This window comes from Desulfovibrio psychrotolerans, from assembly GCF_013340305.1.
GTDB lineage: Bacteria > Desulfobacterota > Desulfovibrionia > Desulfovibrionales > Desulfovibrionaceae > Halodesulfovibrio > Halodesulfovibrio psychrotolerans.
On sequence record NZ_BLVP01000007.1, the window covers coordinates 329864 to 353905 of the forward strand.

Annotated in this window: 18 protein-coding genes; 14 read left to right on the forward strand and 4 right to left on the reverse strand. The window is 60.8% G+C overall.

Features of this window, described 5'->3' with window-relative positions:
• Nucleotides 1–16 precede the first annotated feature (16 nt).
• Both ahcY and HUV26_RS07595 read right to left on the reverse strand, forming a co-directional pair.
• On the reverse strand, nucleotides 17–1456 hold the full coding sequence (gene ahcY / locus HUV26_RS07590) for an adenosylhomocysteinase (RefSeq protein ID WP_174409507.1): 1440 nt from the start codon (nucleotides 1454–1456) through the stop codon (nucleotides 17–19).
• 24 nt (nucleotides 1457–1480) lie between these two features.
• Nucleotides 1481–2404: an ArsR/SmtB family transcription factor gene (locus HUV26_RS07595; protein ID WP_174409508.1), complete on the reverse strand. Its 924-nt coding sequence runs from the start codon at nucleotides 2402–2404 to the stop codon at nucleotides 1481–1483.
• A 340-nt stretch (nucleotides 2405–2744) separates the two neighbouring features.
• On the opposite strand from HUV26_RS07595, the gene polA reads away from it, so the two are divergent.
• The 5 genes from polA to argC all read left to right on the forward strand — a co-directional run bounded on the left by polA (nucleotide 2745) and on the right by argC (nucleotide 9844).
• A complete protein-coding gene (gene polA / locus HUV26_RS07600) occupies nucleotides 2745–5621 on the forward strand; it encodes a DNA polymerase I (protein WP_174409509.1) in 2877 nt (958 codons plus the stop codon).
• A 42-nt stretch (nucleotides 5622–5663) separates the two neighbouring features.
• Nucleotides 5664–6866 carry a class I SAM-dependent rRNA methyltransferase gene (locus HUV26_RS07605; RefSeq protein WP_174409510.1) on the forward strand — a complete coding sequence of 401 codons (1203 nt, stop codon included), beginning with the start codon at nucleotides 5664–5666 and terminating at the stop codon, nucleotides 6864–6866.
• A gap of 218 nt (nucleotides 6867–7084) precedes the next feature.
• Entirely contained in the window at nucleotides 7085–8251 is a 1167-nt protein-coding gene (locus HUV26_RS07610; RefSeq protein WP_174409511.1) for a pyridoxal-phosphate-dependent aminotransferase family protein, read from the forward strand.
• A gap of 48 nt (nucleotides 8252–8299) precedes the next feature.
• Nucleotides 8300–8617, forward strand: a complete 318-nt coding sequence (locus HUV26_RS07615; RefSeq protein ID WP_174409512.1) for a DUF1844 domain-containing protein — start codon at nucleotides 8300–8302, stop codon at nucleotides 8615–8617.
• Nucleotides 8618–8791: 174 nt separating this feature from the next.
• Nucleotides 8792–9844, forward strand: coding sequence for an N-acetyl-gamma-glutamyl-phosphate reductase (argC, locus tag HUV26_RS07620; RefSeq protein WP_174409513.1), 1053 nt, complete (start codon nucleotides 8792–8794; stop codon nucleotides 9842–9844).
• A gap of 202 nt (nucleotides 9845–10046) precedes the next feature.
• On the opposite strand, the gene HUV26_RS07625 is transcribed toward argC, so the two are convergent.
• The gene (locus HUV26_RS07625) at nucleotides 10047–12074 is read right to left on the reverse strand and encodes a methyl-accepting chemotaxis protein (protein ID WP_174409514.1); all 2028 of its coding nucleotides are present in this window, start codon (nucleotides 12072–12074) and stop codon (nucleotides 10047–10049) included.
• Nucleotides 12075–12259: 185 nt separating this feature from the next.
• Nucleotides 12260–12613 carry a hypothetical protein gene (locus HUV26_RS07630; protein ID WP_174409515.1) on the reverse strand — a complete coding sequence of 118 codons (354 nt, stop codon included), beginning with the start codon at nucleotides 12611–12613 and terminating at the stop codon, nucleotides 12260–12262.
• A gap of 522 nt (nucleotides 12614–13135) precedes the next feature.
• Between HUV26_RS07630 and HUV26_RS07635 the strand changes: the two genes are divergently transcribed.
• From HUV26_RS07635 to HUV26_RS07675, 9 genes are all read left to right on the forward strand, one after another.
• Nucleotides 13136–14884 carry a methyl-accepting chemotaxis protein gene (locus HUV26_RS07635; RefSeq protein WP_174409516.1) on the forward strand — a complete coding sequence of 583 codons (1749 nt, stop codon included), beginning with the start codon at nucleotides 13136–13138 and terminating at the stop codon, nucleotides 14882–14884.
• Nucleotides 14885–15246: 362 nt separating this feature from the next.
• A complete protein-coding gene (locus tag HUV26_RS07640; protein WP_174409517.1) occupies nucleotides 15247–16863 on the forward strand; it encodes a sigma-54 interaction domain-containing protein in 1617 nt (538 codons plus the stop codon).
• Nucleotides 16864–16944: 81 nt separating this feature from the next.
• The gene (locus tag HUV26_RS07645) at nucleotides 16945–17286 is read left to right on the forward strand and encodes a NifB/NifX family molybdenum-iron cluster-binding protein (protein ID WP_174409518.1); all 342 of its coding nucleotides are present in this window, start codon (nucleotides 16945–16947) and stop codon (nucleotides 17284–17286) included.
• A complete protein-coding gene (locus tag HUV26_RS07650; RefSeq protein WP_174409519.1) occupies nucleotides 17283–18995 on the forward strand; it encodes a sensor histidine kinase in 1713 nt (570 codons plus the stop codon). The genes HUV26_RS07645 and HUV26_RS07650 overlap by 4 nt, the downstream gene beginning before the upstream one ends.
• A gap of 3 nt (nucleotides 18996–18998) precedes the next feature.
• Nucleotides 18999–19424: a response regulator gene (locus HUV26_RS07655; RefSeq protein WP_174409520.1), complete on the forward strand. Its 426-nt coding sequence runs from the start codon at nucleotides 18999–19001 to the stop codon at nucleotides 19422–19424.
• A 327-nt stretch (nucleotides 19425–19751) separates the two neighbouring features.
• Entirely contained in the window at nucleotides 19752–20468 is a 717-nt protein-coding gene (locus HUV26_RS07660; RefSeq protein WP_174409521.1) for a hypothetical protein, read from the forward strand.
• Nucleotides 20469–20500: 32 nt separating this feature from the next.
• Nucleotides 20501–20908, forward strand: coding sequence for a response regulator (locus HUV26_RS07665; RefSeq protein ID WP_174409522.1), 408 nt, complete (start codon nucleotides 20501–20503; stop codon nucleotides 20906–20908).
• 244 nt (nucleotides 20909–21152) lie between these two features.
• Nucleotides 21153–22634 carry an ATP-binding protein gene (locus tag HUV26_RS07670; protein ID WP_174409523.1) on the forward strand — a complete coding sequence of 494 codons (1482 nt, stop codon included), beginning with the start codon at nucleotides 21153–21155 and terminating at the stop codon, nucleotides 22632–22634.
• Nucleotides 22619–24028, forward strand: a complete 1410-nt coding sequence (locus HUV26_RS07675; protein WP_174409524.1) for a sigma-54-dependent transcriptional regulator — start codon at nucleotides 22619–22621, stop codon at nucleotides 24026–24028. The genes HUV26_RS07670 and HUV26_RS07675 overlap by 16 nt, the downstream gene beginning before the upstream one ends.
• Nucleotides 24029–24042 lie beyond the last annotated feature (14 nt).

A 24042-nucleotide genomic window follows, 5' to 3' on the forward strand; every position in this document is an offset into this window, starting at 1 on the left:
ACACCCTGCGGCAACCTTAGTAGCGATAATGGCCGGGCTTGTAGGGGCCTTCCAGCGGCACGTCCAGATACTCTGCCTGCTCGGGGGTCAGCTTGGTCAGCTTCACGCCAAGACGGTCAAGGTGCAGGCGGGCCACTTCTTCGTCCAGCTTCTTGGGCAGGGTATACACCTTCTTTTCCAGATTGGGATTGGTAGCCAGTTCAATCTGGGCAAGCGCCTGGTTGGTGAAGGAGTTGGACATAACAAACGAAGGATGCCCGGTGGCGCAGCCAAGGTTCACAAGGCGGCCTTCTGCCAGCACAATGATGGAACGGCCGGATTCCAGCGTCCACTTGTCCACCTGCGGCTTAATGTTCAGCCTGCTGCACTTGGGGTTGCGCTCAAGGTAAGACATTTCGATTTCGTTGTCGAAGTGCCCGATATTGCAGACAATGGCCTCGTTCTTCATCTTCTCCATGTGCTTGCCGGTAATGACATTAAAATTGCCGGTAGCCGTGACAAAAATATCCGCCTCCGCCACGCAGTCATCCATGGTGGTCACTTCATAGCCTTCCATGGCGGCCTGCAGCGCGCAGATGGGGTCAATTTCGGTAATAAGCACACGGGCACCCATGCCGCGCATGGACTGGGCGCAGCCCTTGCCCACGTCGCCGTAGCCCAGCACAACCACCTTCTTGCCCGCCACCATCACGTCGGTGGCGCGCTTAATGCCGTCCACCAGCGATTCGCGGCAGCCGTACAGGTTGTCAAACTTGGACTTGGTAACGGAATCGTTCACGTTAATGGCGGGGAAGAGCAGCTTGCCTTCCTTTTCCATGTGGTACAGGCGGTGCACGCCGGTGGTGGTTTCTTCAGAAACGCCCCGAACCTTGGCGGCAATGCGGGCCCACTTGCCGGAATCCGTCTTGTAAGACAGCGCAAGGCGGTCCATGAAGATGCTGAATTCCTTGTTGTCGTACGACTTTTCCAGCAGCGAGGGGTCTTTTTCCACCTCAAGGCCCTTGTGAATCATCATGGTGGCGTCGCCGCCATCGTCCACAATAAGGTCAGGCCCGGAACCGTCCGGCCACGTCAGGGCCATCTCGGTGCACCACCAGTACTCTTCAAGAGACTCGCCCTTCCATGCAAACACCTTGGACATGCCGGAATCGGCAATGGCTGCCGCCGCGTGGTCCTGCGTGGAGAAAATGTTGCACGATGCCCAGCGCAGGTCCGCGCCCAGTTCGTACAGGGTCTTTATGAGCATGGCGGTCTGAATGGTCATGTGCAGCGAGCCCATGACCTTAAGGCCCTTAAGCGGCTTCTGGGGACCGTATTTTGCTATGGTTGCCATCAGGCCGGGCATTTCCAGCTCAGAAAGCTGCATTTCCTTGTAGCCCAGTTCGGCGTCCTTGATATTGCGAACCTTGTTCTCCACGCTCAGGTCAAGCGGAATGGCGCGGGTTGCGTCTGTCATTGGGGGTGCCTCCAGTATCTATTGTTATGGTTGGGAATTTTCTGCCACGATCAGATGAATGGAAAGCCCGCGCTCCACGGGAAAGGACCTGCTGGACTTCAGCGAAAATCCTGCCTCCGAGAGCTTTAGGGCCAGCGATGTCATATCAAAACCGAGCCAGCGGTCGCCGTATTCCGACCGCATCTTCTCGTTCTCATGCTTGTCAAAGTCGGCCAGCACCAGCCGCCCGCCATGGCGCAGCACGCGGCGTATCTCCTTAAGCGCATCGCCGGGATGCGAAAGATGGTGCAGCACCATGTTCACCACGGCAAAGTCTGCCTCGCCATCGCGCAGGGGCAGGTGCTCAAGCTCGCCTATGCGCAGCGATACCCGGTCCGTCTCTTCCACAAGCCGCCGCTTGGCCAGTTCAAGCATCCGCGGCGAACCGTCCACGCCGATAACGGAAAGCGACTTCTCCAGCATGCGCTCCATAAGCGAACCCGTCCCGCACCCCAAATCCAGCGCCACCTTGCAGCGGGGCATGTTGTCAATGATGGTCGCGGGCAGGTCAAAGCTGCCTATGATGTCGCGGTTCAGCTGGTCCCAGTCTTCGGCAATGGAGTTGAAAAACTGTTTGGTCTTGCGGGCGCGTTCCTCAATGATTTTTTCCGCCATGTCCGCATCCGCCTGCAAGGCAGGGTCTGTGACGATGAACGGCATGAGCGCCTCTATGAACTCCCGGCCCGGCCCTTCCTCCGGCGCGGAATAGAACACCCACAGCCCGTCGCGGCGCGAATCCAGCAACCCCGCTCCGGTGAGTATCTTCAGGTGCCGCGATACGCGCGACTGCCCCATTTCCAGAATAGCCACCAGTTCGTTCACGCTCAGCTCAAAACGGTTCAGCACATGCATAAGCCGCAGACGCGTCTCGTCCGCCAATGCCTTGATAAGGGGAAGTGCCGTGCTCATTGCCTGCTCCTACGCTATTTCCGACTGGCTTGATATGCTTGCATCAAGAAAAGTTGATATGGCTTTATCCTCATCACGAAATATAGTCAATGCTCCGCACGGCAACGCATGGAATGGACATCCACCCCACGCAACACCTCTTCTTTCAACCCCCGTGCCCGGCGCCCCCGTGCCTTCCCGGCACATTCCATCCTTGTAGCCACGCCTGGTTATGGTTTACACCCGCCGCGCTTCCCCGTAACATAGCCATGCCTCTCGCGCCGGTCCCCAGACTGCGCACGCGCGGGTATCCGCGCAGCCCCACGCCCGAACATTCAACCACAGGAACGGACCCGCTGCCATGTCCCTGAAAGAACGCCTCGGCCTTACCACGGAACCGCTCTACCTTATGGATGGCTCCGCTTTCATATTCCGCGCCTTCTACGCCATGCAATCCATGCAGCGGTCAGACGGTTTCCCCACCAACGCGCTCTTCATCGTCACGCGCATCCTGCTGAAGTTTCTCAAGGACGAGCACCCCACCTATTTCGGGTTCATTCTGGACGGCAAGGGGAAAAACTTCCGGCACGATATCTACCCGGAATACAAGGCTAACCGCTCCGCGACACCCGAGCCGCTGGTGCAGCAGCTGGAACCCGTCACCCGTGCGGTGCGCACGCTGGGCCTGCATCTGGCGATTTCGGAAAACTGCGAGGCGGATGACTGCATCGCCTCCCTCGCCGCCCGCTACAAAAAAGAACGCCCGGTCATCATCATCGGTGCGGACAAAGACCTGAAACAGTGCCTTGATGACAACGTGTTCCTATGGGACCCCGGCGTAAAGCAGGAAAAACTCACCACCGTTGCAGACTTCCGCGAGGAAACAGGTCTGGACCCCGCGCAATGGCCGGACTTTCAGGCCGTTATTGGCGATTCTTCGGACAACATTCCCGGTGTGCCCGGCATAGGCCCCAAAACCGCCGCCAAGATATTTACGGAACACGGCTCGCTGGAAGCCATCCGCGACCATTTTCCGTCCCTTGCTCCCGCTGTGCAGAAGAAATTTGCGGAGCATCTGGATACCATGTTCACCTACCGCAGGCTCACCACCCTTGCCACTTCCGAGTGCGCAAACCTTACGCTGGACCACTTCCGCGTCTCTCCGGTGGATGCGGAAAAAACCGCCCTTTTCCTGCGGGAATTTGAACTGCGTACCCTCATGAAGGACATATCGGCCCTTGGCCCCCTGCTCGCCCCGTCAGGTCACATGGCGTCCACGACCAATGACCCGTCGGACGGCCCGACCACCTTGACCACGGGCAGCCCCAAGCCGGTTTCCGCACAGATGAGCCTGTTCGACTCCCCCGGCAGCGCAGCCCCGGCAGCCGCCCCGTTGAAGCAGACAGAACCTGCGGGAACACAGCGTTCCCTGAAAATAACTGCCGTGGACGATATCAGCAGCCTGCCCGACTGCGCCGGACGCCGCGTGGCACTGGTGGCCGTGGGCGATGTTCTGCACCGCGCAGAATGCACCACCCTGCCCCCCCTGCTCGGCATGGCCGCCCCCTCGCCGGACCGTTCCGTGTCCTTTGCAGATTCGGCAGGCCTCCCGGCATCGGAAAACCAGCAAGCCCGCAACGGTTCCACCACACAGACAGGCGATGCGGAACCGTGCGCACTGCATCTGCACCTTGCAGGCGATACGTGCGAATACCGCTATACCGGCTCGCTCACCGCACTGGCGGGCTACATGACCAAGGCGGAATACATCGTCACGCCGGACGTAAAGGCTCTGCTCACCACCCGTACCGGCTGGCGGGCGGTGGCAGAATCGCGCTGGTTCGACCTTGGCCTTGCCGCCTACCTGCTGGACCCCGAAGACCGCGACTACTCATGGCGCAGGCTTTCTGCCCGCGCCGATGAACTGGACCTGCCTGCGGAAAACCCTGCCCGGCTCGCCCTCGCCATTGCCGGAGATTTTGAGCGTCGATTGCAGGGCGGCGACCTTACGGACCTTATGCGCAATCTGGAAATCCCGCTCATACGGGTGCTTGCAGATATGGAAGAGGTCGGCATCCACATAAACCGCGCCGCGTTCGCAGAATTCCTCAACGAGGTGCAGCGCGAACTGGACCGCCTCACCCGCACCATCCATGAGGCAGCGGGCGGCCCTTTCAATATCCGCTCCGCGCAGCAACTGGGCGACCTGCTCTTCAACAGGCTCGGCCTCAAGCCCAAGGGCAAGACCAAGGGCGGCCAGATATCCACCTCGCAGGCGGTGCTGGAAAAGCTGGAAGGCGAACATCCGGTCATCGACCTGATTCTCGAATACCGCAAACTGGAAAAACTGCGCTCCACCTATCTGGAACCCATGCCCAAAATGGCAGACGAGCAGGGCCGCATCCACACCACATTCAATCAGCTGGCCACGGCCACGGGGCGTCTTTCTTCCAGCAACCCCAACCTGCAGAACATTCCCGTGCGCGGCAAATTCGGCCCGCGCATGCGCGCCTGCTTCACCGCCCGCGCGGGATGCAAGCTGGTCTCCGCCGACTATTCCCAGATTGAACTGCGCGTGCTGGCCCACTGCTCGCAGGACCCCACCCTGCTGGAAGCCTTCCGCAACGATGAAGACATCCACAGCCGCACCGCCTCCGTCCTCTTTGACGTGCCTGCGCAGGACGTAACCCCGGACCAGCGGCGCAACGCCAAGACCATCAACTTCGGCCTGGTCTACGGCATGGGTCCGCAAAAGCTGGCGCAGGAACTGAAAATCAGCCTCAACGAGGCAAAGGCATTCATAGAGCGCTACTTCGCCCGCCTGCAACGCCTTAAGGCATTCTACGAGCAGGTGGAGGCAGATGCGCGGGAAAACGGCTCCGTCACCACCCTCATCGGGCGGCGGCGGCACGTGCCGGATATCCAGTCCGGCAACAACCAGCTTCAGTCGCAGGCCCGCAGGCAGGCCATAAACACCGTCATTCAGGGCAGCGCGGCAGATATCATCAAAATCGCCATGCTCCGCACCGCGCAGGACGCGCAGCTCAAATCCCTGAAGGCCCGCCTTGTCTTGCAGGTGCATGACGAACTGCTTCTGGAAGTGCCTGCGGAAAACGCTCAGGCCGCCGCAGAACGCCTTGCCGACATCATGTCCGGCGTCCGTCCCGGCGGCAAACCGCTGGACGTGCCGCTCAAGGTGGATTACGGCATCGGCAGCGGCTGGCACGAGGCGCATTAGCCCCGCACGGCACCGCTCAAAGATCACACACGGAACCCGTACATGAAAAAACTCTTTCTGAAAAAAGGCGAAGACAAACGCCTGCGCGTAGGCCACCTGTGGATTTTCAGCAACGAGGTGGATACCGCCAAAAGCCCGATCAAGGATTTCGCCCCCGGCGAATGTGCCACGGTCATATCCGCGCAGGGCACGCCCGTGGGCAGCGCCTACGTGAATCCGGCATCGCTCATCAGCGCTCGCCTGTACTCCTCCCGGCCGGATACCCCGCTGGATGCCGACCTGCTGCGCAGCCGCCTTGCCCGTGCCATGGAACTGCGCAACAGCCTCTTTGCCGTGCCCTGCTACCGCCTTGCCTTTGCGGAGGGCGACTACCTGCCCGGCCTTGTGGTGGACCGCTACCACGGCACCCTTGTGGCGCAGATAAGCACCGCGGGCATGGAAACGGCGCAGGACGACATACTCAGCGTGCTGAACGACCTGTGCACCCCGTCCGGCATACTGCTGCGCAACGATATGGGCAGCCGCGACCTTGAAAACCTGCCCCGGTACACCCGCACCGCCACGGGCAGCGTCCCTGCGGAAATCACGCTGGAAGAGAACGGCGTTCTCTTCACCGCCCCCCTTACCGAAGGGCAGAAAACAGGCTGGTTCTACGACCAGCGCACCAACCGCGCGGACTTCGCCCGGTTCTGCAAGGATAAGCGCGTGCTGGATGCCTTCTGCTACGTGGGCAGCTTCGGCTGCAACGCCCTGCGGGGCGGAGCGGCAGCCGTCACCTTTCTCGATGCCTCGCAGACCGCGCTGGATTTTGCCCTGCGCAACGCGGGGGCAAACGGGGCTTCCGAGCGTTCCGTTCCTGTGGACACCGTGCACGGCGATGCGCTGGAAACCCTGCAACAGCTCAAGGATTCCGGCCGCCGTTTCGATGTCATCTGCGTGGACCCGCCCGCCTTCATCAAACGCAAAAAGGCCTATCACGAGGGGCTGGCCGCCTATCAGCGGGTCAACCGCCTTGCCATGGAACTGGTGGAAGACGGCGGCGTGGTCATGAGCTGTTCCTGCTCGCAGCACCTTCCTGCGGAAGACCTGCACCGCACCCTGCTGTACGCCGCCTCCAAGGCCGGTGTGCATGTGCAAACGCTCATTCAGGGGCATCAGGGACCGGACCACCCCGTGCATCCGGCCATGCCGGAAACGCACTACCTCAAAAGTTTCTGCGTGCGGGTGTTCAGGGGCCGCAGCTAGCCGCCGCTTTTGCCGCCCCGGGCGATCATTGCAAACAGGGCCGACAGGGCTGGCCGGATTGACCGGACTAGCCAGACTAGCCCGACTGGCCCGCCTAGCCCGACTGGCAAGGCAGGTAATGACCGCTGGTTTTTTTCCCCTTTTGTTTATATGGTTTGCCCCCGGCGGCGCAGCAAGGTCGCCACAAACATACACCCACACTCCCCACGGAGTCGCCCATGCTGAATAAACCCCGTCTCTTGACCCCCGGCCCCACGCCCCTGCCGGAACAGGTACGCCTTGTCATGGCGCAGGACATGATCCACCACCGCAAGGCAGACTTCAAACGCATCATGGAAGAGACGCAGCAGCGCCTGCGCCACCTCTTCGGCACCGTCCAGCCCGTGCTGCCGCTCTCATGTTCCGGCACAGGCGTCATGACGGCAGCCGTGACCAACCTCTTTGTCCCCGGCGAAAAGGTCATCGTGGTAGACGGCGGCAAGTTCGGTGAACGATGGGCAAAGATAGCCTCCGGCAGCGGCCTCACCGTGGTCACGCTTTCCGTGGAATGGGGCCATGCCGTCACGCCGGAGCAGTTGCAGGCAGCCCTTGCGGAACATCCGGACACCAGGGGCGTGCTTGTCCAGAATTCAGAAACCTCCACCGGCGTGCTGCATCCCGTGCGCGCGCTGGCATCCGTTACCCGTGCGCTGGACGTGCTGCTGGTGGTGGACGGCATCTCCTCCGTGGGCATATCGCCCTGCCCCATGGACGAATGGGGCGTGGACTGCCTGCTCACCGGCTCGCAGAAGGGCCTTATGCTGCCGCCCGGCCTCGGACTCATCGCGCTCAGCGAACGGGCATGGAAAAGGGCAGAGACCATCACCCCGCCCTGCTTCTATTTCAACCTTGCGGGCGAGCGGGAAAACGTGCGCAAGAACCAGACCCTGTTCACCTCGCCGGTAAGCCTCATTCTGGGCCTCAACGAAAGCCTGCGCATGTTTATGGAGACAGGGCTGGAGACAGTTTACCGCAAGCAATGGGCGCTCACCATGCTGGCACGCACGGGCATTCGCCGCATGGGGCTCGACCTGCTGGCACCGGACCATTTCACATGGGGCCTCACCAGCGTGCGCCTGCCGGACGGCGTGGACGGCGCACGGCTGCTGGAAGTGGCGGCAGAGCGATTCGGCGTCTTCATGGCGGGCGGACAGGACCACCTGAAGGGCCGCGCCATACGCATAGGCCACATGGGCTGGGTGGACTGGGCCGACCTTGCGGCAGGTCTGCACGCCGTGGCGGAATCCTTCCGCGTCTGCGGCGGATACATAGGCGCACGCGATTATCTCGAACAGGGCTTGCAAGCCTACCATGAGGCATTAGATACCGGATACGGCGCGCTGTAACCCGCCGTATTCCCCTTCCCCCACAAACGGGCACCAAGGAGCAATCGCATGGCAGACACGCATAAGGACACGCAGGGCTGCGGGTGCGGGTGTGGGTGTGGCGCAAAGGCGCAGCACCACATGCCTGCCGTCACCTTTTCCACCTTCATCCTTTCTCTCGGTTCCTCGGCGCTGGTGCATCTCGGCGAGGTTCCGGACCCGGAAACCGCCCAGACTGCGCCCAACCTGCTCATGGCCAAGCACACCATAGACGTGCTGACCATGCTGCAGGATAAGACCCGCAACTGCCTGGATGCGGATGAACGCAAACTGCTGGACGGCCTGTTGTATGAACTGCGCATGAAGTACGTGGTTCAGGCCCGCTGACAGGGTCCTTCCCGCATTGAAAAGGCAACCTGAAGGGCTGCCGCAGAATATTCCCGCCGTGCATGCCTCGCCGCACGTCCGGCCTGAATATCCGCAGCACTCTGCACCGACCATTTTTGAACGGCCTGCGTAAACCGCCTTGCATACGGCCGGAAAAGAGGAAACAACGTGTCCATGAACACAATACCTGTGGGACTTGTAGGGGTAACCGGCTACACGGGCATGGAACTCACCCGCCTGCTGGCAGGGCACGGGCGTTTCACGCTTACGCGCGTCACCTCCCGCTCTGAATGCGGCAAAAAACTTTCCGACATCTACCCCTTCCTGCAGGGGCTGCCCTGCGGCGATACCGTGATCACTGAACCGGACCCGGCAGACCTCGCATCCGCATGCGAACTTGTTTTTCTGGCCGTGCCGCACAAAACCGCCATGGAGATGGCGGCCGCCCTGCTGGACAAGGGGCTGAAGGTGGTGGACCTTTCGGCAGATTTCCGCCTGCGCGACCGCGAAACCTACGAACACTGGTACAAATGCGGTCACACGCAGCCGCACCTGCTTGAAACCGCCGTGTACGGCCTGCCGGAACTTTACGAAACAGCCATCCGTGCTGCGCGGCTCATCGCCAACCCCGGCTGCTACCCCACGTCCGCCATCCTTGGCCTGTATCCTGCCCTCAGAAACAGCATGGTGGATACCAAGGGCATTGTCATAGACGCCAAGTCCGGTGCCACGGGCGCAGGCAGAAAAGCCACCGTGGGCACCCTGTTCTGCGAGGTTTCAGATACCTTCCGCGCCTACGGCCTGCCCACGCACCGCCACACGCCGGAGATAGAACAGGAAATCGGCCTCATTGCAGGAGAGGAAATGACCGTCTCCTTCAATACGCATCTTCTGCCCATCAACCGGGGCATCCTGTCCACCATCTACACCACCCTCATCAAGGACATGACGCTGGACGACGTGCACGCCCTGTACGCAGAAGCCTACCGCTCCCATCCGTGGGTGCGCGTGCTGCCCGCAGGCACCCTGCCGGAAACACGGCACGTGCGCGGCACCATGTTCTGCGACATAGGGCTTGTGGTGGACAAACGCACCAATCGCCTCGTCATTCTCAGTGCCATAGATAACCTGTGCCGCGGCGCATCGGGCCAGGCCCTTGCCAACGCCAACCTCATGTGCGGTGTGGATATTGCCGAAGGCCTGCGCCTCGCCCCGCTCATGCCGTAACGGTCGCCATAACAACAGATGCCATACAAAAAGGGCTGCCCGGTATCAGGCAGCCCTTTTCACTTTTCACATCGCCTACCGGTCACGGCAGAACAAGACAGGGGAAACAGTCAGTGCCTGTTTCAGGGGCGCTGAGCAAGGCTGTGCGCAGAACGGAACAGGTCGCCACAACGCCGCAGAATCCCTTGGACAACGCCCTCCTCTAAAACCGCTCAAAATCGCTGTCCGATGTATCCATGTCCAATGCCAGCCCGGCAGCCCCCTTCTTGGGCGATGCGGAGCGTCCTGCGGGCAGTGGCTTGGGGCCGGGGGTTCTGGCCACCGTCTTTCTGGGAGCGGAGCCAAATTCGCCCGTATTCACGCGGAAGAAGCTGATCGTCTGCTGCAACTGCATGGCCTGACTGGAAAGTTCCTCCGATGTGGACGCCATCTCTTCCGATGCAGAGGCGTTCTGCTGCACCACGCTGTCCAGTTGCTGAATGGCCTTGCCTATCTGGTCCGCACCGTTGCTCTGTTCAGCGCTGGCAGCGGCAATCTCCTGCACCAGCGAGGCGTTCTTCTGAATATCGGGCACAATCTTGGCCAGCATTTCACCGGCCTTTTCCGCCACCTCCACACTGGAGCTGGAAAGCTCGCTTATTTCCGCCGCCGCCTGCCCGCTGCGTTCTGCCAGCTTGCGCACTTCTGCCGCCACCACGGCAAATCCCTTGCCGTGCTCGCCCGCCCGCGCTGCCTCAATGGCTGCGTTCAGGGCCAGCAGGTTGGTCTGCCGGGCAATTTCCTCAATGATGGTGATCTTGCCCGCAATATTCTTCATGGCCTCCACGGTCTGCCCCACTGCCCTGCCGCCTGCCTCGGCCTCGCGTGCCGCCTTGGTGGCAATCTCTTCGGTCAACTGGGCGTTGCTGGCATTCTGCTTGATGGTGGAAGTCATCTCTTCCATGGAAGAGGCCATTTCTTCCATGCTGGCCGCCTGCTCCGTTGCCCCCTGCGAAAGTGTTTCCGCAGAGGCACTCAGCTCCTCACTACCGGAAGCCACGTTTTCAGCAGCCCCCTGCACATCCACCACCACCTCGCGCAGCTTCTGCACCATGGCGTTCAGCGAGGCCGCAAGGATGCCTATCTCGTCCTTCTGGTCTATCTTCAGCGTCTGGGTAAAGTCCCCGCGCGACATGCCCTCCGCGAAGGAGACACCCAGCGCCACGGGCCTTGTTATGGCGCGGGTCAGCACCACGGCCACGATAATGCCCAGCAGCAGCGCCACGGCAAGCCCCGTAACCATGACCATGGAGGCGGCGGAAAGGCTTTCCACAGCCTGCTTGGCCACATGGTCGGTATGCTGCATGCCCGCCTGCGCGGTACTCTGTGAAACGCGCAGCACCTCCATGCCGATAACAGTGCGCAGACGGTTCACCTCCTGCAGGGCGCTCCAGTTGGAAGCAAGCGACTGCATGGCGCTCCGGTAACTGTTCGCCGCATTGTGTATGGAAGAAATCTGATCAAGGTTCACCTGCTGCCGCGTGGTGACGCGTATGGCGTTCAGGGTGCTCTCCACCGTTCCGAACTGGCCCATGACATCGGCGATAATCTTGGGATCGCGCAACGCCTGCGCCCGGAAGTTAGCAATCCGTATGGCATTGCCTGCGTTTATCACCTCGTTCACGCCGGTTATCTTGTCCAGCCGTTCCACAAGCCGGTCCGCAGGTGCGGCAGAGGCAATCTCCCGCTTCATGGCATCATTCTGCGAAACAAGAAACGCCGCCGCATTATCCATAAACTGACCCGCCGCCGCAGTCAGTGCCAGCCTGTCCGCCTCAATGCCCGTGTTCAGTTCCACGGTCTTGGTGATAAGCTGGTCATATTCATCCACCTTTGCCTGCGCCACGGACAGACCTTCCCGCAGCGCAGTCAATTCGGGATACCGGGCCACAAGCTCGGCGGCATCCGCAAGGCTTTTGCGCAAAACAACCAGCGCCTCACGCCCCTCCCTCAGGTTTTCCTCATTCTCTGAAAGCCCGTACCCCCGCAGCCCGTACATCATGAGCATGGCGTTGCGCTCTATGCTGTTGGCAATGGCAACTTCCGGAATATACTCATGCGCCAGCTTTTCAGATTCTCCCTCCACCGTTTTCATGTTCAGAATGGCAACCCCGCCCAAAGCGCATGCTATCAGTATCAGCACGCCAAACCCGCCGCCGATCTTCATCCCCAACTTTAGATTCTGAAGCATGATGCTCCTCCATAAGGCAATATGTCCCTGCCAATCTCCTACACACCCGCCTGTATCATAAAACAAGTAAGTATTTACTTACCAATACAGCCGCACAACCCACCCGCCATACCTTCCCGTCATGCTTCCTCCGCATGACAACCCCAGTCACAACACGCGTCAGGCCACCGGCATCCCGCGTCCTTTCAGCACAAAGACACCACGTAGTGTGGTGCTGCACCCTCATGCCGCTGGTCCATCCGCATGGCGCAAATCTCCATCACGGATTCTTCATCGCTTTTATCTACAAAGCACATGTGGCAATACTGATACGCATCGTCCTTGGGATGGCTCTCAAAAACATCTATAAACGTGTTTGTGCAACAGTACAAAGAATCAAAAAAATCACCGCCCGTGCAACGCGCCTCATGACATTCCAATATTTTCTTCAAAAGAACAGAGGTTATGGAAACCCTGATATTCACATTCCGTTTGCACGCAGCCATTGTTGCGTCAAAGAGAGTATATTTTTTCAGGATGGATTTTTCATCAGGCAACATATCAACCTCGCGTACCGCAACAGACTGGAATAGCAAGAGCAAATTTCCGCTGAAAAGACATGCCAGGCACATAATCACTATTCCTGCCCAGGCTCCGGAAAAGACGAACGTGGACAACACGCTTCAATACCCGCTTCAAGCAACATCACCGCTCTGTCACATGAGCCCTCCACGCATCATTTCAGGATGTTCCGCCTAATCCTATTCGCTGTCAATGATAGACGCCGGAATACAAAAAAACATCCGGCGTATTGATCACCGGACCGTTCTTTCCGCAATCAGACGCGTGCACACGCCAACCACGGTTGTCATATGCCAACGCAGGTTGGCGCGTTCAGCCCGTTTTATTTCATTCAGGTTACAGCCGCCCCCCTGCTTTTCCGGGCTGTTGGCAATCGGCATGCACTGGCATCCTCCTTGCTCAAGGCATTTGTCCGGCTGCGGCGGCTCACATACCCATATCGCCTAGAGTAGCCCCAATCGAACCGGACACACACCTGAAAGACAAGGAGCACTTTAGGGATGTTTCACACCATAAAGGGGAAGATACTCGGCCTCGTCGTCTGCTGCATTGCGGCACTGCTCTGCATGCTCGCCTTCTCTGTCACCACGCTTTCCACCCTGGAAACCGAATTTGACACCATGAAGCTGCAGGCGCTGGACGGACGCCAGGCAACCACCGCCATCAACCGCGATGTAAACTACATTGCCCGGCTCACCCGCAACATCATGCTGGGCAGCAATGCGGATAAGGACATAGAGGCACTGAAAAAACGCATCACCGCCATTGAAGCAGATTTCGCCATCCTGCGGGCAGGTGCGGCGGACGATGCGGAGCGCGCGCTCGTGGCACAGGCGCAACGGGCCGCCCTTGCCTTCGTGCAGGACGGACTGCGCTTTGCGGAAAACATGCGCACCATCCCCGTGGCAGAGCGGGCGCAGCAGTACGGGGCCTACAGCAAATCCGCCACCCCGCTTGCGGAAGAATCCCGCAAGTATTTCGGCGAACTGACCAAGGTGAAGGAAGAAGCCTGCGACCGTGCTGTACAGACCTTCCACAATGACATCATATGGGTGAAAATGTGGACCATCGGCCTGTCCGGCGGCATCATCTTCATCATCATCACCCTGTGCTGCCTGCTGCGCCGCGCCATTGTGCGCCCCCTGACGGAAATCACCGAATACACGCAGGCCGTTGCAGGCGGAGACTACGAGCGCACCATAGACGTGCAGCGCTTCCGTGGCGAACTGGGCATTACGGCAACCTCGGTTGCCAGCATGGTCCAGTCGCTCCGCGCAGGCATTGCGGCCATAGAAGAACAGGGCCGCAAGGCCGAGGAACAGGCACACAGGGCTGAATCCGCCCAACGTGAGGCAGAGGCGGACCGCACCCGCATCGCCGCCCTGCTGGACACCATGAACTCGCTTGCCGCGCAGTCCGCAGCCATTGTCCGCGAGCTGAACGCAGAAACCTCGGGCCTCTCGGAAGACTCGCGCCAGATTGCCCACGGAGCGGATTCTCAGCGCGCCCGTGCGCAGGAAACCGCCACCGCCATGGAAGAGATGACCGCCACCATCAACGAAGTTGCCCGCAACGCCTCACTCGCGGCAGGCAACATGGAGCAGACACGGACCGATGCGGAAAACGGCCTCACTCTCGTCCGACAGGTCATCACCGTGTCGGGCGAAGTGCAGACCCAGACATCCGGCCTGCAAGCCACTCTCGGCGACCTGAGCCGCCGGGTGGAAGACATCGGGGCCATCATGGGCGTCATCTCCGACATAGCGGACCAGACCAACCTGCTCGCCCTGAACGCCGCCATAGAGGCTGCCCGCGCGGGCGATGCAGGCCGCGGCTTTGCCGTGGTTGCCGACGAGGTGCGCAAGCTGGCCGAAAAGACCATGACCGCAACGCGCGAGGTGGGCGAATCCATCAAGGGCGTTCAGGCCGGTGCGGGCGAGAACGTGCGCGCCATGCACCTGGTTTCCGAAGCGGTCACCCGCAACTCCAGCCTCACCCACGAGGCGGGGAACGCGCTGGAGGCCATTGCCTCGCTGGTCAGCGAATGCGCCACGCAGGTCACATCCATCGCCACCTCGGCGGAGCAGCAGTCCATTGCCTGTGAGGACGTGAACAAGGCCACCGCCGCCGTGAGCGAAATCTCCGCCCACACCTCAGAGAGCGTGGCCCGCTCCGTACGCCGCATTCAGAATATTGCCGGTCTTGCCGAACAACTGCGGGACGTGACCGACCGTATAGAACAGCACTAACCCTTCACATACCCAACTCCCCCGACTCCGGAGCGGCCCGCCAATCTCCGCTGCCCGGAGTATCCCCGCCCCCCGCGCACGCCCATCCGCGCGGGGGGCTTTATTTTGCCTTCATCACCCTTTCGCATGGCGCAAAGCGTTTCACCACCCTCTGCCGGACGGAATCGGCCTGCACCACCGCATACAGCCGCTCCCTGCCCGCCCGCCCCTGTTCCGCGCAACCTGCTCCCCTTCAGTTTTGCAGAAGATGATTTTTTTGAGCATGATGCGTCTTGCCTCTGGACGGCGCACCAAGGTTCGGGATACGCTGACGATGCATCCGTGGATTGTTTCATAATGTTTCAAGGTCAGGGAAAAGCGCCATGGCTCACGCGCCCCAAGCACAGCCCCCGTCCCCCCCGCAGTCTCCGGTCAACACACCGGGAAAGGGCGTAACGGGCGGCATTACTCCGCTGCTCACCGGATTGCTGCCACAGTCTGTGGCGGCAGACGCCCTGCTGGACAGCCTGCCCTTCGGTATCGCCGTGCTCAGTGCCGAAAAACGCATCGTCCGGCTGAACAGCCGTGCGCAAGCCCTGCTGGGCGTAGGGGATGAGGCTCACGGACTCCCCTGCTACCACGTGGTGCGCTCTGCCCGCTGCCTGCGGGAATGCCCTGTTCCCGCCATTCTGCGCAGCCTGCGCGCAACGCAGGACGAACCCGCGGAATCCGGCTCCTGCCGGGGCGAAACAGCCCCCTGCGATACCGATATACTGGACAGACAGCGGCGCAAGGTGCCTGTACGCTCCTGCGTACTGCCTCTCTGCGACCCCGCCGGAGGAGCTGTCGGCTATCTGGAGGTTCTGGAAGAGGCCACCTGCCCCGCCCCCGGCCTTCCCCAGCAGGAAGAGGGCAGCAGCATGGAAGGCTTTATCGCCCGCAGCCCGGCCATGCAGCCCCTCTTTTCCGCCATGCGCATTATCGCGGAAACAGACTCCACCCTGCTTATCACGGGCGAAACAGGCACCGGTAAAGATCTTCTGGCAGAAGGCATCCACAAGGCGTCTCCGCGTTCAGGCGGCCCCTTTGTCAAAGTAAACTGCGGTGCCCTGCCTGAGCACCTTCTGGAATCAGAACTTTTCGGCCACATGCGCGGCGCGTTCACCGGCGCCGTCTCCGATAAACCCGGGCGCTTCCGCCTTGCGGCAGGCGGCACCCTGTTCCTTACGGAAATCGGCGACCTGCCGCTGGCACTTCAGGTCAAACTGCTCACCGTGCTGGACGACCAGTGCGTCCACCCGCTGGGTGCCACGCGCCCCGTCAGTGTGGATGTGCGCATCATTGCCGCCACACACAGAAATCTGGAAGCCATGGTGCGCGAAGGCACCTTCCGGCAGGACCTGCTGTTCCGGCTCAACGTGGTCCGCCTGCATGTGCCCCCCCTGCGGGACCGCGACGGCGACATTCCTGCCCTTCTGGACCATTTCCTGCGCCGCTTCAGCGCCTCCACCGCAAAATCCCTGCGCGGCTTCACGCCGCAGGCCATGAAGATACTGTGCGAGTACCCGTGGCCCGGCAACGTGCGGGAACTGCGCAATGTGGTGGAATACGCCGTGCATTTCACCACAGGCGACATGGTGGACATCTCCGGGCTGCCCGCCAGCATTCTCGCCCCCCCTGCGGAAGCATTGCCTTCCGGTGGCGACGGCTCTGCGGGACGCACGTACACGGCCCCCCACGCCCCGCGCCCGCCGGAAGGGCAGAGCGGGCAGGAACCAGGTCAGCCCGAACAGGCAACCACGCCTCCCCCCGCGGCGCAGGGTGTCTCCGGCACGGCACCGCAGGAACAGCAGACCTTCCGCACGTGGCAGGAAAAAGAACGCTCCATGATTCTGGACGCCCTTGCCCGCACGGGCGGACGCAAGCAGGAGGCGGCGGACACTCTGGGCTGGAGCAGAAGCACTCTGTGGCGCAAAATGAAGCAGCATGCGCTGGAATAGCCTGCACGCCCGCAGACTGCGGAACGGCGGTCAATGCCGACGACTGTACAGGCGCATCATGACGGCAAAGAGGACGCACCCATGAAAAAAATACTGATAGCCCTGCACGGAGACGAGGTTTCTCCCCGGTTCGATCAGACCGGCGAGGCGTGGATAGGCACCATCCACGACGGCGCGATCATGCGGCGGCGCAACGTGGTGCTGCCGCAGGCGTCCTCAGAAGGACTCTGCCACCTTGCCGTCACCGAAGGGGTGGATGCCATTGTCTGCGGCGGCATTGAGGATGAATTCTACCAGTATCTGCACTGGAAGCGTATAACCGTTTACGATAACGTCATCGGGCCCATGGAGCAGGTGGCGCAGGCATACATGGAAGGCAGCCTTGCCGCCGGAGCCGTCTTTACGGAAGGAGAACAGCCATGAACATGAACGAATTGCGTGCCCGCATACGGGGCTTCTTCGCCTTTCCGGAGGGCGTGGACGAAACCCGCTACGCGCACCTCAAGCGCAACATCGGGGTGCTCATGGTTATGGTTTCCATCGTGCCCCTGTGCCTTATGGCGCTCATCAACTTCCACATCTACCGCTCCACGCTGGACAGGGAACTGGAAGCCCCCATGCGCGGACTGGTAAACAAAACCAAGCACTCCTTCGAACTGTACCTGCGCGAACGGCTCTCTGCCGTCAGCTTCATCGCCTCGGCCTATTCGTGGGATGAACTGTCCACGGAAGAGACGCTGGGCCGCATCTTCCATATCGCCAAGCAGGAGTTCGAAGGGCTGGTCGATTTCGGGCTCATTGACGAAACAGGCAGACAGGTTGCCTATGTCGGCCCTTACAACCTCAAGGGAAAGACTTACACGGATCAGCCGTGGTTCCTGCAAACCCGCATCCGGGGCTCCTTTATCAGCGATGTGTTCATGGGCTTCCGCAACGTGCCGCACATTGTCATCGCCGTAGAGGGACACACCGCCTCCGGACGCATATGGGTGCTGCGCGCCACCATCAACACAGACCGCTTCGACGAACTTATCTCCCATATGGATCTGGACACAGGCGCGGATGCCTTTCTCACCACTTCACGCGGTGTTCTGCAAACCAACTCACGGCTGTACGGGGCAACGTTATCCCAGCTGCCCTTCGAGCTGCCTTCCGCCAGCTATCAGGCAAATGTCTTCCATGTGGACGGACCGGACGGCAAACACTACTTCGCCACCTGCTCCGCCTTCGTCAATCCGGACTTTGTGCTCATCGCCATGCGCCCGGTCACGGATATCGTCAGTTCGTGGTATTCCCTGCGCACCGACCTGCTCATGGTGCTTGTGGGCGGCGTTCTGCTCATTGCACTGGTGGCGTTCAAGCTCACGGACATGCTGGTGCAGCGCGTCATGGATTCAGACCGCAGCCGCGAAACCGCCTTCCGCGAGATTGAACACACCCACAAACTCTCGTCCATCGGCAGACTTGCGGCAGGCGTTGCGCACGAAATAAACAACCCGCTCGCCATCATCAACGAAAAGGCAGGGCTGATGAAAGACCTGCTGGACCGCGAGCCGGAGTCAGAAATCCGCAGCCGCCTTACCAAACAGATAGAAGGCGTTCTGTCCTCGGTCTCCCGTTGCCGCGTCATCACCCACCGCCTGTTGGGCTTTGCGCGCCGAATGGATGTGTCCATAGAACAGCTGGACGTAAACGAGGTGCTCCGCGATGTGCTGGGCTTCCTTGAAAAAGAGGTCATCAAGCGTTCGGTGGACCTGCGGCTCGACTTTGCGGAGGTGGCACCCGTCATCGCTTCGGACAGGGGGCAGTTGCAGCAGGTGTTCCTGAATATCATCGCCAACGCCTTCGAAGCCATACAGGACGGCGGCATCATTTCCATTGCCTCGCGCACCTCGGACGAAGGGGTGAGCATCACCGTGCAGGACAACGGCTGCGGCATGTCCTCAGAGACCATGAGCCACCTGTTCGAACCGTTCTTCACCACCAAGAAGGGCACAGGAACCGGACTGGGGCTCTCCATTACTTACGGCATTATCCGCAAACTCGGCGGCAGAATAGACGTGCAGAGCGAAGAGGGACAAGGCACCACCTTCACCGTGCACCTGCCCTGGGGCAAGCGGCAGGAGCAATAGACCATGAGCGGCTTACGCATACTTTTCATTGACGATGAGGGAGCATTCACCTCCACGCTGCTGGAGCGGCTGGAGCTGCGGAACATTCAGGCGCAGGCGGCACTGGACGGGCACTCGGGCATATCGCGGCTGGACGATGCCGCACGGGAAGGAACCCCCTTCCATGCAGTGGTGCTGGATGTGCTCATGCCCGGCATGGACGGACTGGAAACCCTGCGCCACATACGCCAGCGCCATCCGGAAATTCCTGTGGTGGTACTCACCGGGCACGGCTCCACCCGCGACGGCATGCGCGCCATGCAGCTTGGTGCGGCAGACTATCTGGTAAAACCTGTGGATATTGAGGAGCTTGTGCGCGTGGTGCGCAACGCGTCGGAGTACGCGGGCACCCTGCCGATGCAGCCCGCAGAGCCTCCTCAGGCAGACTGAAAAGCACCCCGTCCGGGCTTTGCGGCAGGCGGGGCGGACGGACACCGCGCTTCGGGAACTCAAAACGTTTCACATTGTTTCTTTTTCAGTGTATCATTTTGTTTCATAACGTCGCAAAACAGTTCTCCGGTGCGTTCCGCTCGTAAGCGGCCCCAACAGAACATGTCGCAACACACCGGAATCAAAGAAACTGCAAACATGGCACGGCTCTTGCCATAGCATAGGCAAGCGAAACACCAACCCGGCAGGATTGCTTCCCGCCCCGCAGAGGGGCAACCGAATAAGCAACCAGCCCTGAAAGGGCGGGCCGGGAACAAGGAGGCCACCATGACGACCATCATCACCACCATATCCGATACCTTTGCCGCCACTGCGTTCACAGACGCCAACCTCCATGCGGAAGCCCGCGCCATTGCCGGACTGCGTGAACCTTCGGGCCACCTGCTCTCCGACACCTTTGCCGCCACCGCGTTCACCGATGCCAACCTCCATGCAGATGCGTACGCTCTGCTGGGCATGCATCAGCCGGAAGGCTCCATGATATCGGACACCTTCGCCGCCGTTGCCTTTGCAGAAGCCAACCTGCCGGGCGAAGCCCGCGCCATGGCCGGACTGCCGGAACCCCGCGGCGAATGGCTGAGCGACATGGCAGCAGCCGTGGCCTTTGCCGAAGAAGGCTTTGCCGACGAAGCCATGGAACTTCTGGGAATGCAGGCCGGACCGGAAATTTCGCTGGGCTGGAGCACGAGCTCCCTGAGCGACACCTTTGCCGCCACCGCCTTTGCAGAAGCCAATGACCATGAAGAAGCCGCCGCCATGGCGGGCGTTGTCTCCCGCGCAGGGACCACCGTGCGGGCATCCGCTCCCGAAGCAGTATCGGACGCTGCCCGTGCAGCACAGCCCCGCACGGTGCATGCCCATACGCAGCAGCCCCGCCCTGTGCGCCCCCGCGAACACCGTACCGCACCGCGCAGCCTGGAAGGATTCATGTCCACCGTGGGTCTGGACCGCGTACCCGTCCGCTACGGCATCGCAAGCCTGTAGACCGCAAGCACCTCTTGACCAAGGAGACCGTCATGAAGAACATCAAGCTGCTCCTCGTCGATGACGAACAGGATTTCGTGGAAACGCTGGCAGAACGGCTGCGGCTGCGCGAACTGGGGCCGGACGTGGCCCTGAACGGAGAAGCCGCCCTCTCCATAGTGAACGATGCCGTGCCGGACGTAATGCTGCTGGACCTGATGATGCCGGGCATAGACGGATGGGAAGTGCTCGACCGCGTGAAGGGACAGTACCCCGATGTGCAGGTCATCATCGTCACGGGGCACGGGTCAGAGGCAGACAGGAAGCGGGCCATGGAAAACGGAGCCTTTGCCTACATGCGCAAGCCCGTAGACTTCGACCAGCTGGTCATCACCATCATGGCAGCCTACGACCACGCCCGGAGCCACACAGCCGCAACCGCAGAAACGGCCATGGCCTGACAAATGGGTATTTACTCGGCGCCAACCGAACGATAAGGTGGCCCGGTCAACGGAACCGGCCACCTTATCTGATTTCAAAGCTGTCCTGTTCCGCTGCCCGCTCCCTACCGGCCTGCGGCAAGGCGCAGAAATACCGGGACCGGAGCGGCACAACCATGCCCCCTGACGGAAACATCATGCTGCTGCGTCCTGTTGCCGTCTTCTCCATCCACCGACATACCTGCGGCCAAGCCGAGGATACCGTATGCTGTTTTCGCTGCGCCACCGCATCCTGCTCCTTCTTTCCTGCATCATCCTGGTCAACCTCGTCGGGGCGGGTGTCACCCTGTGGTACACCCAGCGCAGTCAGGAGCTGCAATCAGGCATCATAGATACGGAAGTAGGAGCGGTAACAGCCGCCCACGATCTTACGGCGGAACTGCTTTCCCAGCGGGGCTACACCACCTATTTCTTCCTCAACGGCGATGAAACGTGGCTCAAGCAGATGCAGACCCACCACAAGGCCTTTCAGGACCAGCTCGCCAAAGCGCGCAACACCTCGCTGCTGCCGGGCGGACGCGAAATCCTGAACGAAATTGAATCGCAGTATATCCGCTACGTGTACGCACGCGAGCAGGTCATCAACCACTACAAAAACAACCGCAAGGATGACGGCGCGCGCCTGCACTGGACCATCCGCGAACGGTTCCACAACATCCTCGACCTGTGCGACCAGTTCCGCAAACTGCACGAAGACAGCATCCGCATGCAGCGCACGGAATTCATCCTCCAGTCGCAGGCGCTGGTGGGTCTTGCCGTGGCGGGCATCTTCCTTTCCACCGTGGTGGGCATATGGCTCGGCTGGGTGGTGTTCCGCAGGGTGCTCGATCCCATACGCGACATGGCAACAGGCAGTGCGCAGGACAACACGGAACACCTGCCCGTGGACAATGAGGTGGAAGCCCTGGGAGACAAACTGCGCACCCTCATAACCGATGTGGGCGATGTGCAAAAACAGCTGGATGCCAGCCGCGAATCGCTTATGCACTCGGAAAAGCTGGCACTGGTGGGCAAGCTTGCGGCAGGGGTGGCCCATTCTATCCGCAACCCGCTCACCTCGGTCAAAATGCGCCTTTTCTCGTTGGAACGCTCACTGGAGCTGGACGACAACCAGCGAGAAGACTTTGAGGTGGTCAGCGAAGAAATTTCCCATGTGGAAAGCATCGTGAAGAATTTTCTGGAATTCGCCCGCCGTCCCAAACTGCACCCGCGCCGCCAGAGTCCTTCCGACGTGGTGGATACCTCCCTGCGCCTGCTGCGGCACAGGCTGGAATCCAACGGCATAGAGGTGCACTTACGCCGCGATGCCAAACTCCCGGAAGTGCCGCTCGATTCTGATCAGCTCAAGGAAGTATTCGTCAATCTGTTCATAAACGCCTGTGATGCCATGGTCTCCGGCGGTGCCATCACCGTGACGGAAGAAACCGGACTTATCGATCCCATGGGCGAGGTGGCGGTCATCCGCATAGCGGACAACGGCCCCGGCATTCCCAAGGACATCATGGACAAAATATTCGACCCCTTCTTCAGCACCAAGGAAGAAGGGTCCGGTCTGGGACTTGCCATCGCGCGGCGCGTGGTGGAGGAGCACGGAGGCTGGCTGCATGTCCGCCCCGGCGAGGATGGCGGTGCCGTCTTCATTATCGCCCTGCCGGGAGTGAGGAGGTCTGCATGGCTACGATCCTAGTGGTGGATGACGATCCCCAGCTCAGGCAGAGCTTCGAAAAGCTGCTCAAGGCAGAAGGCCATGTGGTGCTCACTGCGCCCAGCGGCGAGGCAGGCATAGACATCGCCGCCGCCTCAGAACCGGACATGGCCGTGCTGGACGTGCGCCTGCCGGGCATGAACGGGCTGGAGACCTTTAAAATACTCAGGGGCATGTATCCTGCCTTGCCGGTGCTGGTCATGACGGCATACGGCACCACGGAAACAGCCATAGAAGCCACCAAGATGGGGGCTTTCGACTATGTGATGAAGCCCTTCAGCGTGCCGGATGTGCTGGCACTCATCGGCCGCGCCGTAGAGGTGCGCAAGCCCGTTCCCTCCTCCGCCGAAAGGCAGGACGCATCCCACGCCCTGCTGGGCCGCAGCACAGCCATGCAGGAGGTGTGCAAGCAGATAGGCCGTGCCGCCCCCACGCAGGCCACGGTGCTCATCCGCGGCGAATCGGGCACGGGCAAGGAACTGGTGGCCCACGCCATCCACAAGCACAGCACCCGGGCCACACAGCCGTTTCTGGTCATCAACTGCGTGGCCATACCGGAAACCCTGCTGGAAAGCGAACTCTTCGGCTACGAAAAAGGGGCCTTTACCGGCGCGCAAAACCGCAAAGCGGGCAAGATAGAACAGGCCAACCGGGGTACGGTGTTTCTGGATGAAATCGGCGATATGCCGCCCTCCATTCAGGCCAAAATACTGCGCCTGCTGCAGGAGAGGCAGATAGAACGGCTGGGCGGCAAACAGCCTGTACCGGTGGATGTCCGCATCATCGCCGCCACCAACCGCGATCTGGAAAAGGCCGTGTCCTCGGGCCAGTTCCGCGAAGACCTGTACTACCGGCTGAACGTCGTCTCCCTCACCCTGCCCCCCCTGCGCGAACGCCACGAAGACATCACCCTGCTGGCCGAGCATTTTCTGGACAAATTCTCCAACGAACTGAGCATGAGCAACCCCGGCCTCACAGACCGCGCCAAATCCGTGCTGGAAGACTACCCGTGGCCCGGCAATGTCCGCGAACTGGGTAACATGATGCAAAAGGCCATCATCTTCAGCCGCGGCCTGCCGCTTGACGCGGAGGATGTGGCCTCGCTGCTGGGCGGTGTATCCCCCTCTTCCGGTCATCTGGATAACGAGACGGAAGAGTGCGTGGTGCGCTGGGTGCGTCAGGCCCTTCTGGGCGAGGCGGACGAAGGGCTTTTTGAGGCGCTGGGCGACCGTTTCTGTTCCATTGTCATCCGCGAAGCCCTGAACATGACGGACGGCAACCGCACCCGCGCCGCCAAACTGCTGGGCATGTCGCGCCCCACCCTCATAGCACGCATTGAAAAGTACGGCCTGCGTACGGAAACAACCATCAGCTAACCCTGCGGCAGCGC

Excerpts from the sequence above, each read along its gene's own strand:
- HUV26_RS07645 (WP_174409518.1), top strand. The coding sequence starts at position 16,945 with ATGAAAAAAATACTGATAGCCCTGCACGGAGACGAGGTTTCTCCCCGG.
- HUV26_RS07665 (WP_174409522.1), top strand. The coding sequence starts at position 20,501 with ATGAAGAACATCAAGCTGCTCCTCGTCGATGACGAACAGGATTTCGTG.
- HUV26_RS07670 (WP_174409523.1), top strand. The coding sequence starts at position 21,153 with ATGCTGTTTTCGCTGCGCCACCGCATCCTGCTCCTTCTTTCCTGCATC.
- HUV26_RS07650 (WP_174409519.1), top strand. The coding sequence starts at position 17,283 with ATGAACATGAACGAATTGCGTGCCCGCATACGGGGCTTCTTCGCCTTT.
- HUV26_RS07660 (WP_174409521.1), top strand. The coding sequence starts at position 19,752 with ATGACGACCATCATCACCACCATATCCGATACCTTTGCCGCCACTGCG.
- HUV26_RS07655 (WP_174409520.1), top strand. The coding sequence starts at position 18,999 with ATGAGCGGCTTACGCATACTTTTCATTGACGATGAGGGAGCATTCACC.
- HUV26_RS07610 (WP_174409511.1), top strand. The coding sequence starts at position 7,085 with ATGCTGAATAAACCCCGTCTCTTGACCCCCGGCCCCACGCCCCTGCCG.
- HUV26_RS07625 (WP_174409514.1), bottom strand. The coding sequence starts at position 12,074 with ATGCTTCAGAATCTAAAGTTGGGGATGAAGATCGGCGGCGGGTTTGGC.
- ahcY (WP_174409507.1), bottom strand. The coding sequence starts at position 1,456 with ATGACAGACGCAACCCGCGCCATTCCGCTTGACCTGAGCGTGGAGAAC.
- HUV26_RS07605 (WP_174409510.1), top strand. The coding sequence starts at position 5,664 with ATGAAAAAACTCTTTCTGAAAAAAGGCGAAGACAAACGCCTGCGCGTA.
- polA (WP_174409509.1), top strand. The coding sequence starts at position 2,745 with ATGTCCCTGAAAGAACGCCTCGGCCTTACCACGGAACCGCTCTACCTT.
- HUV26_RS07635 (WP_174409516.1), top strand. The coding sequence starts at position 13,136 with ATGTTTCACACCATAAAGGGGAAGATACTCGGCCTCGTCGTCTGCTGC.
- HUV26_RS07615 (WP_174409512.1), top strand. The coding sequence starts at position 8,300 with ATGGCAGACACGCATAAGGACACGCAGGGCTGCGGGTGCGGGTGTGGG.
- HUV26_RS07595 (WP_174409508.1), bottom strand. The coding sequence starts at position 2,404 with ATGAGCACGGCACTTCCCCTTATCAAGGCATTGGCGGACGAGACGCGT.
- HUV26_RS07630 (WP_174409515.1), bottom strand. The coding sequence starts at position 12,613 with ATGTTGCCTGATGAAAAATCCATCCTGAAAAAATATACTCTCTTTGAC.
- HUV26_RS07640 (WP_174409517.1), top strand. The coding sequence starts at position 15,247 with ATGGCTCACGCGCCCCAAGCACAGCCCCCGTCCCCCCCGCAGTCTCCG.
- argC (WP_174409513.1), top strand. The coding sequence starts at position 8,792 with ATGAACACAATACCTGTGGGACTTGTAGGGGTAACCGGCTACACGGGC.
- HUV26_RS07675 (WP_174409524.1), top strand. The coding sequence starts at position 22,619 with ATGGCTACGATCCTAGTGGTGGATGACGATCCCCAGCTCAGGCAGAGC.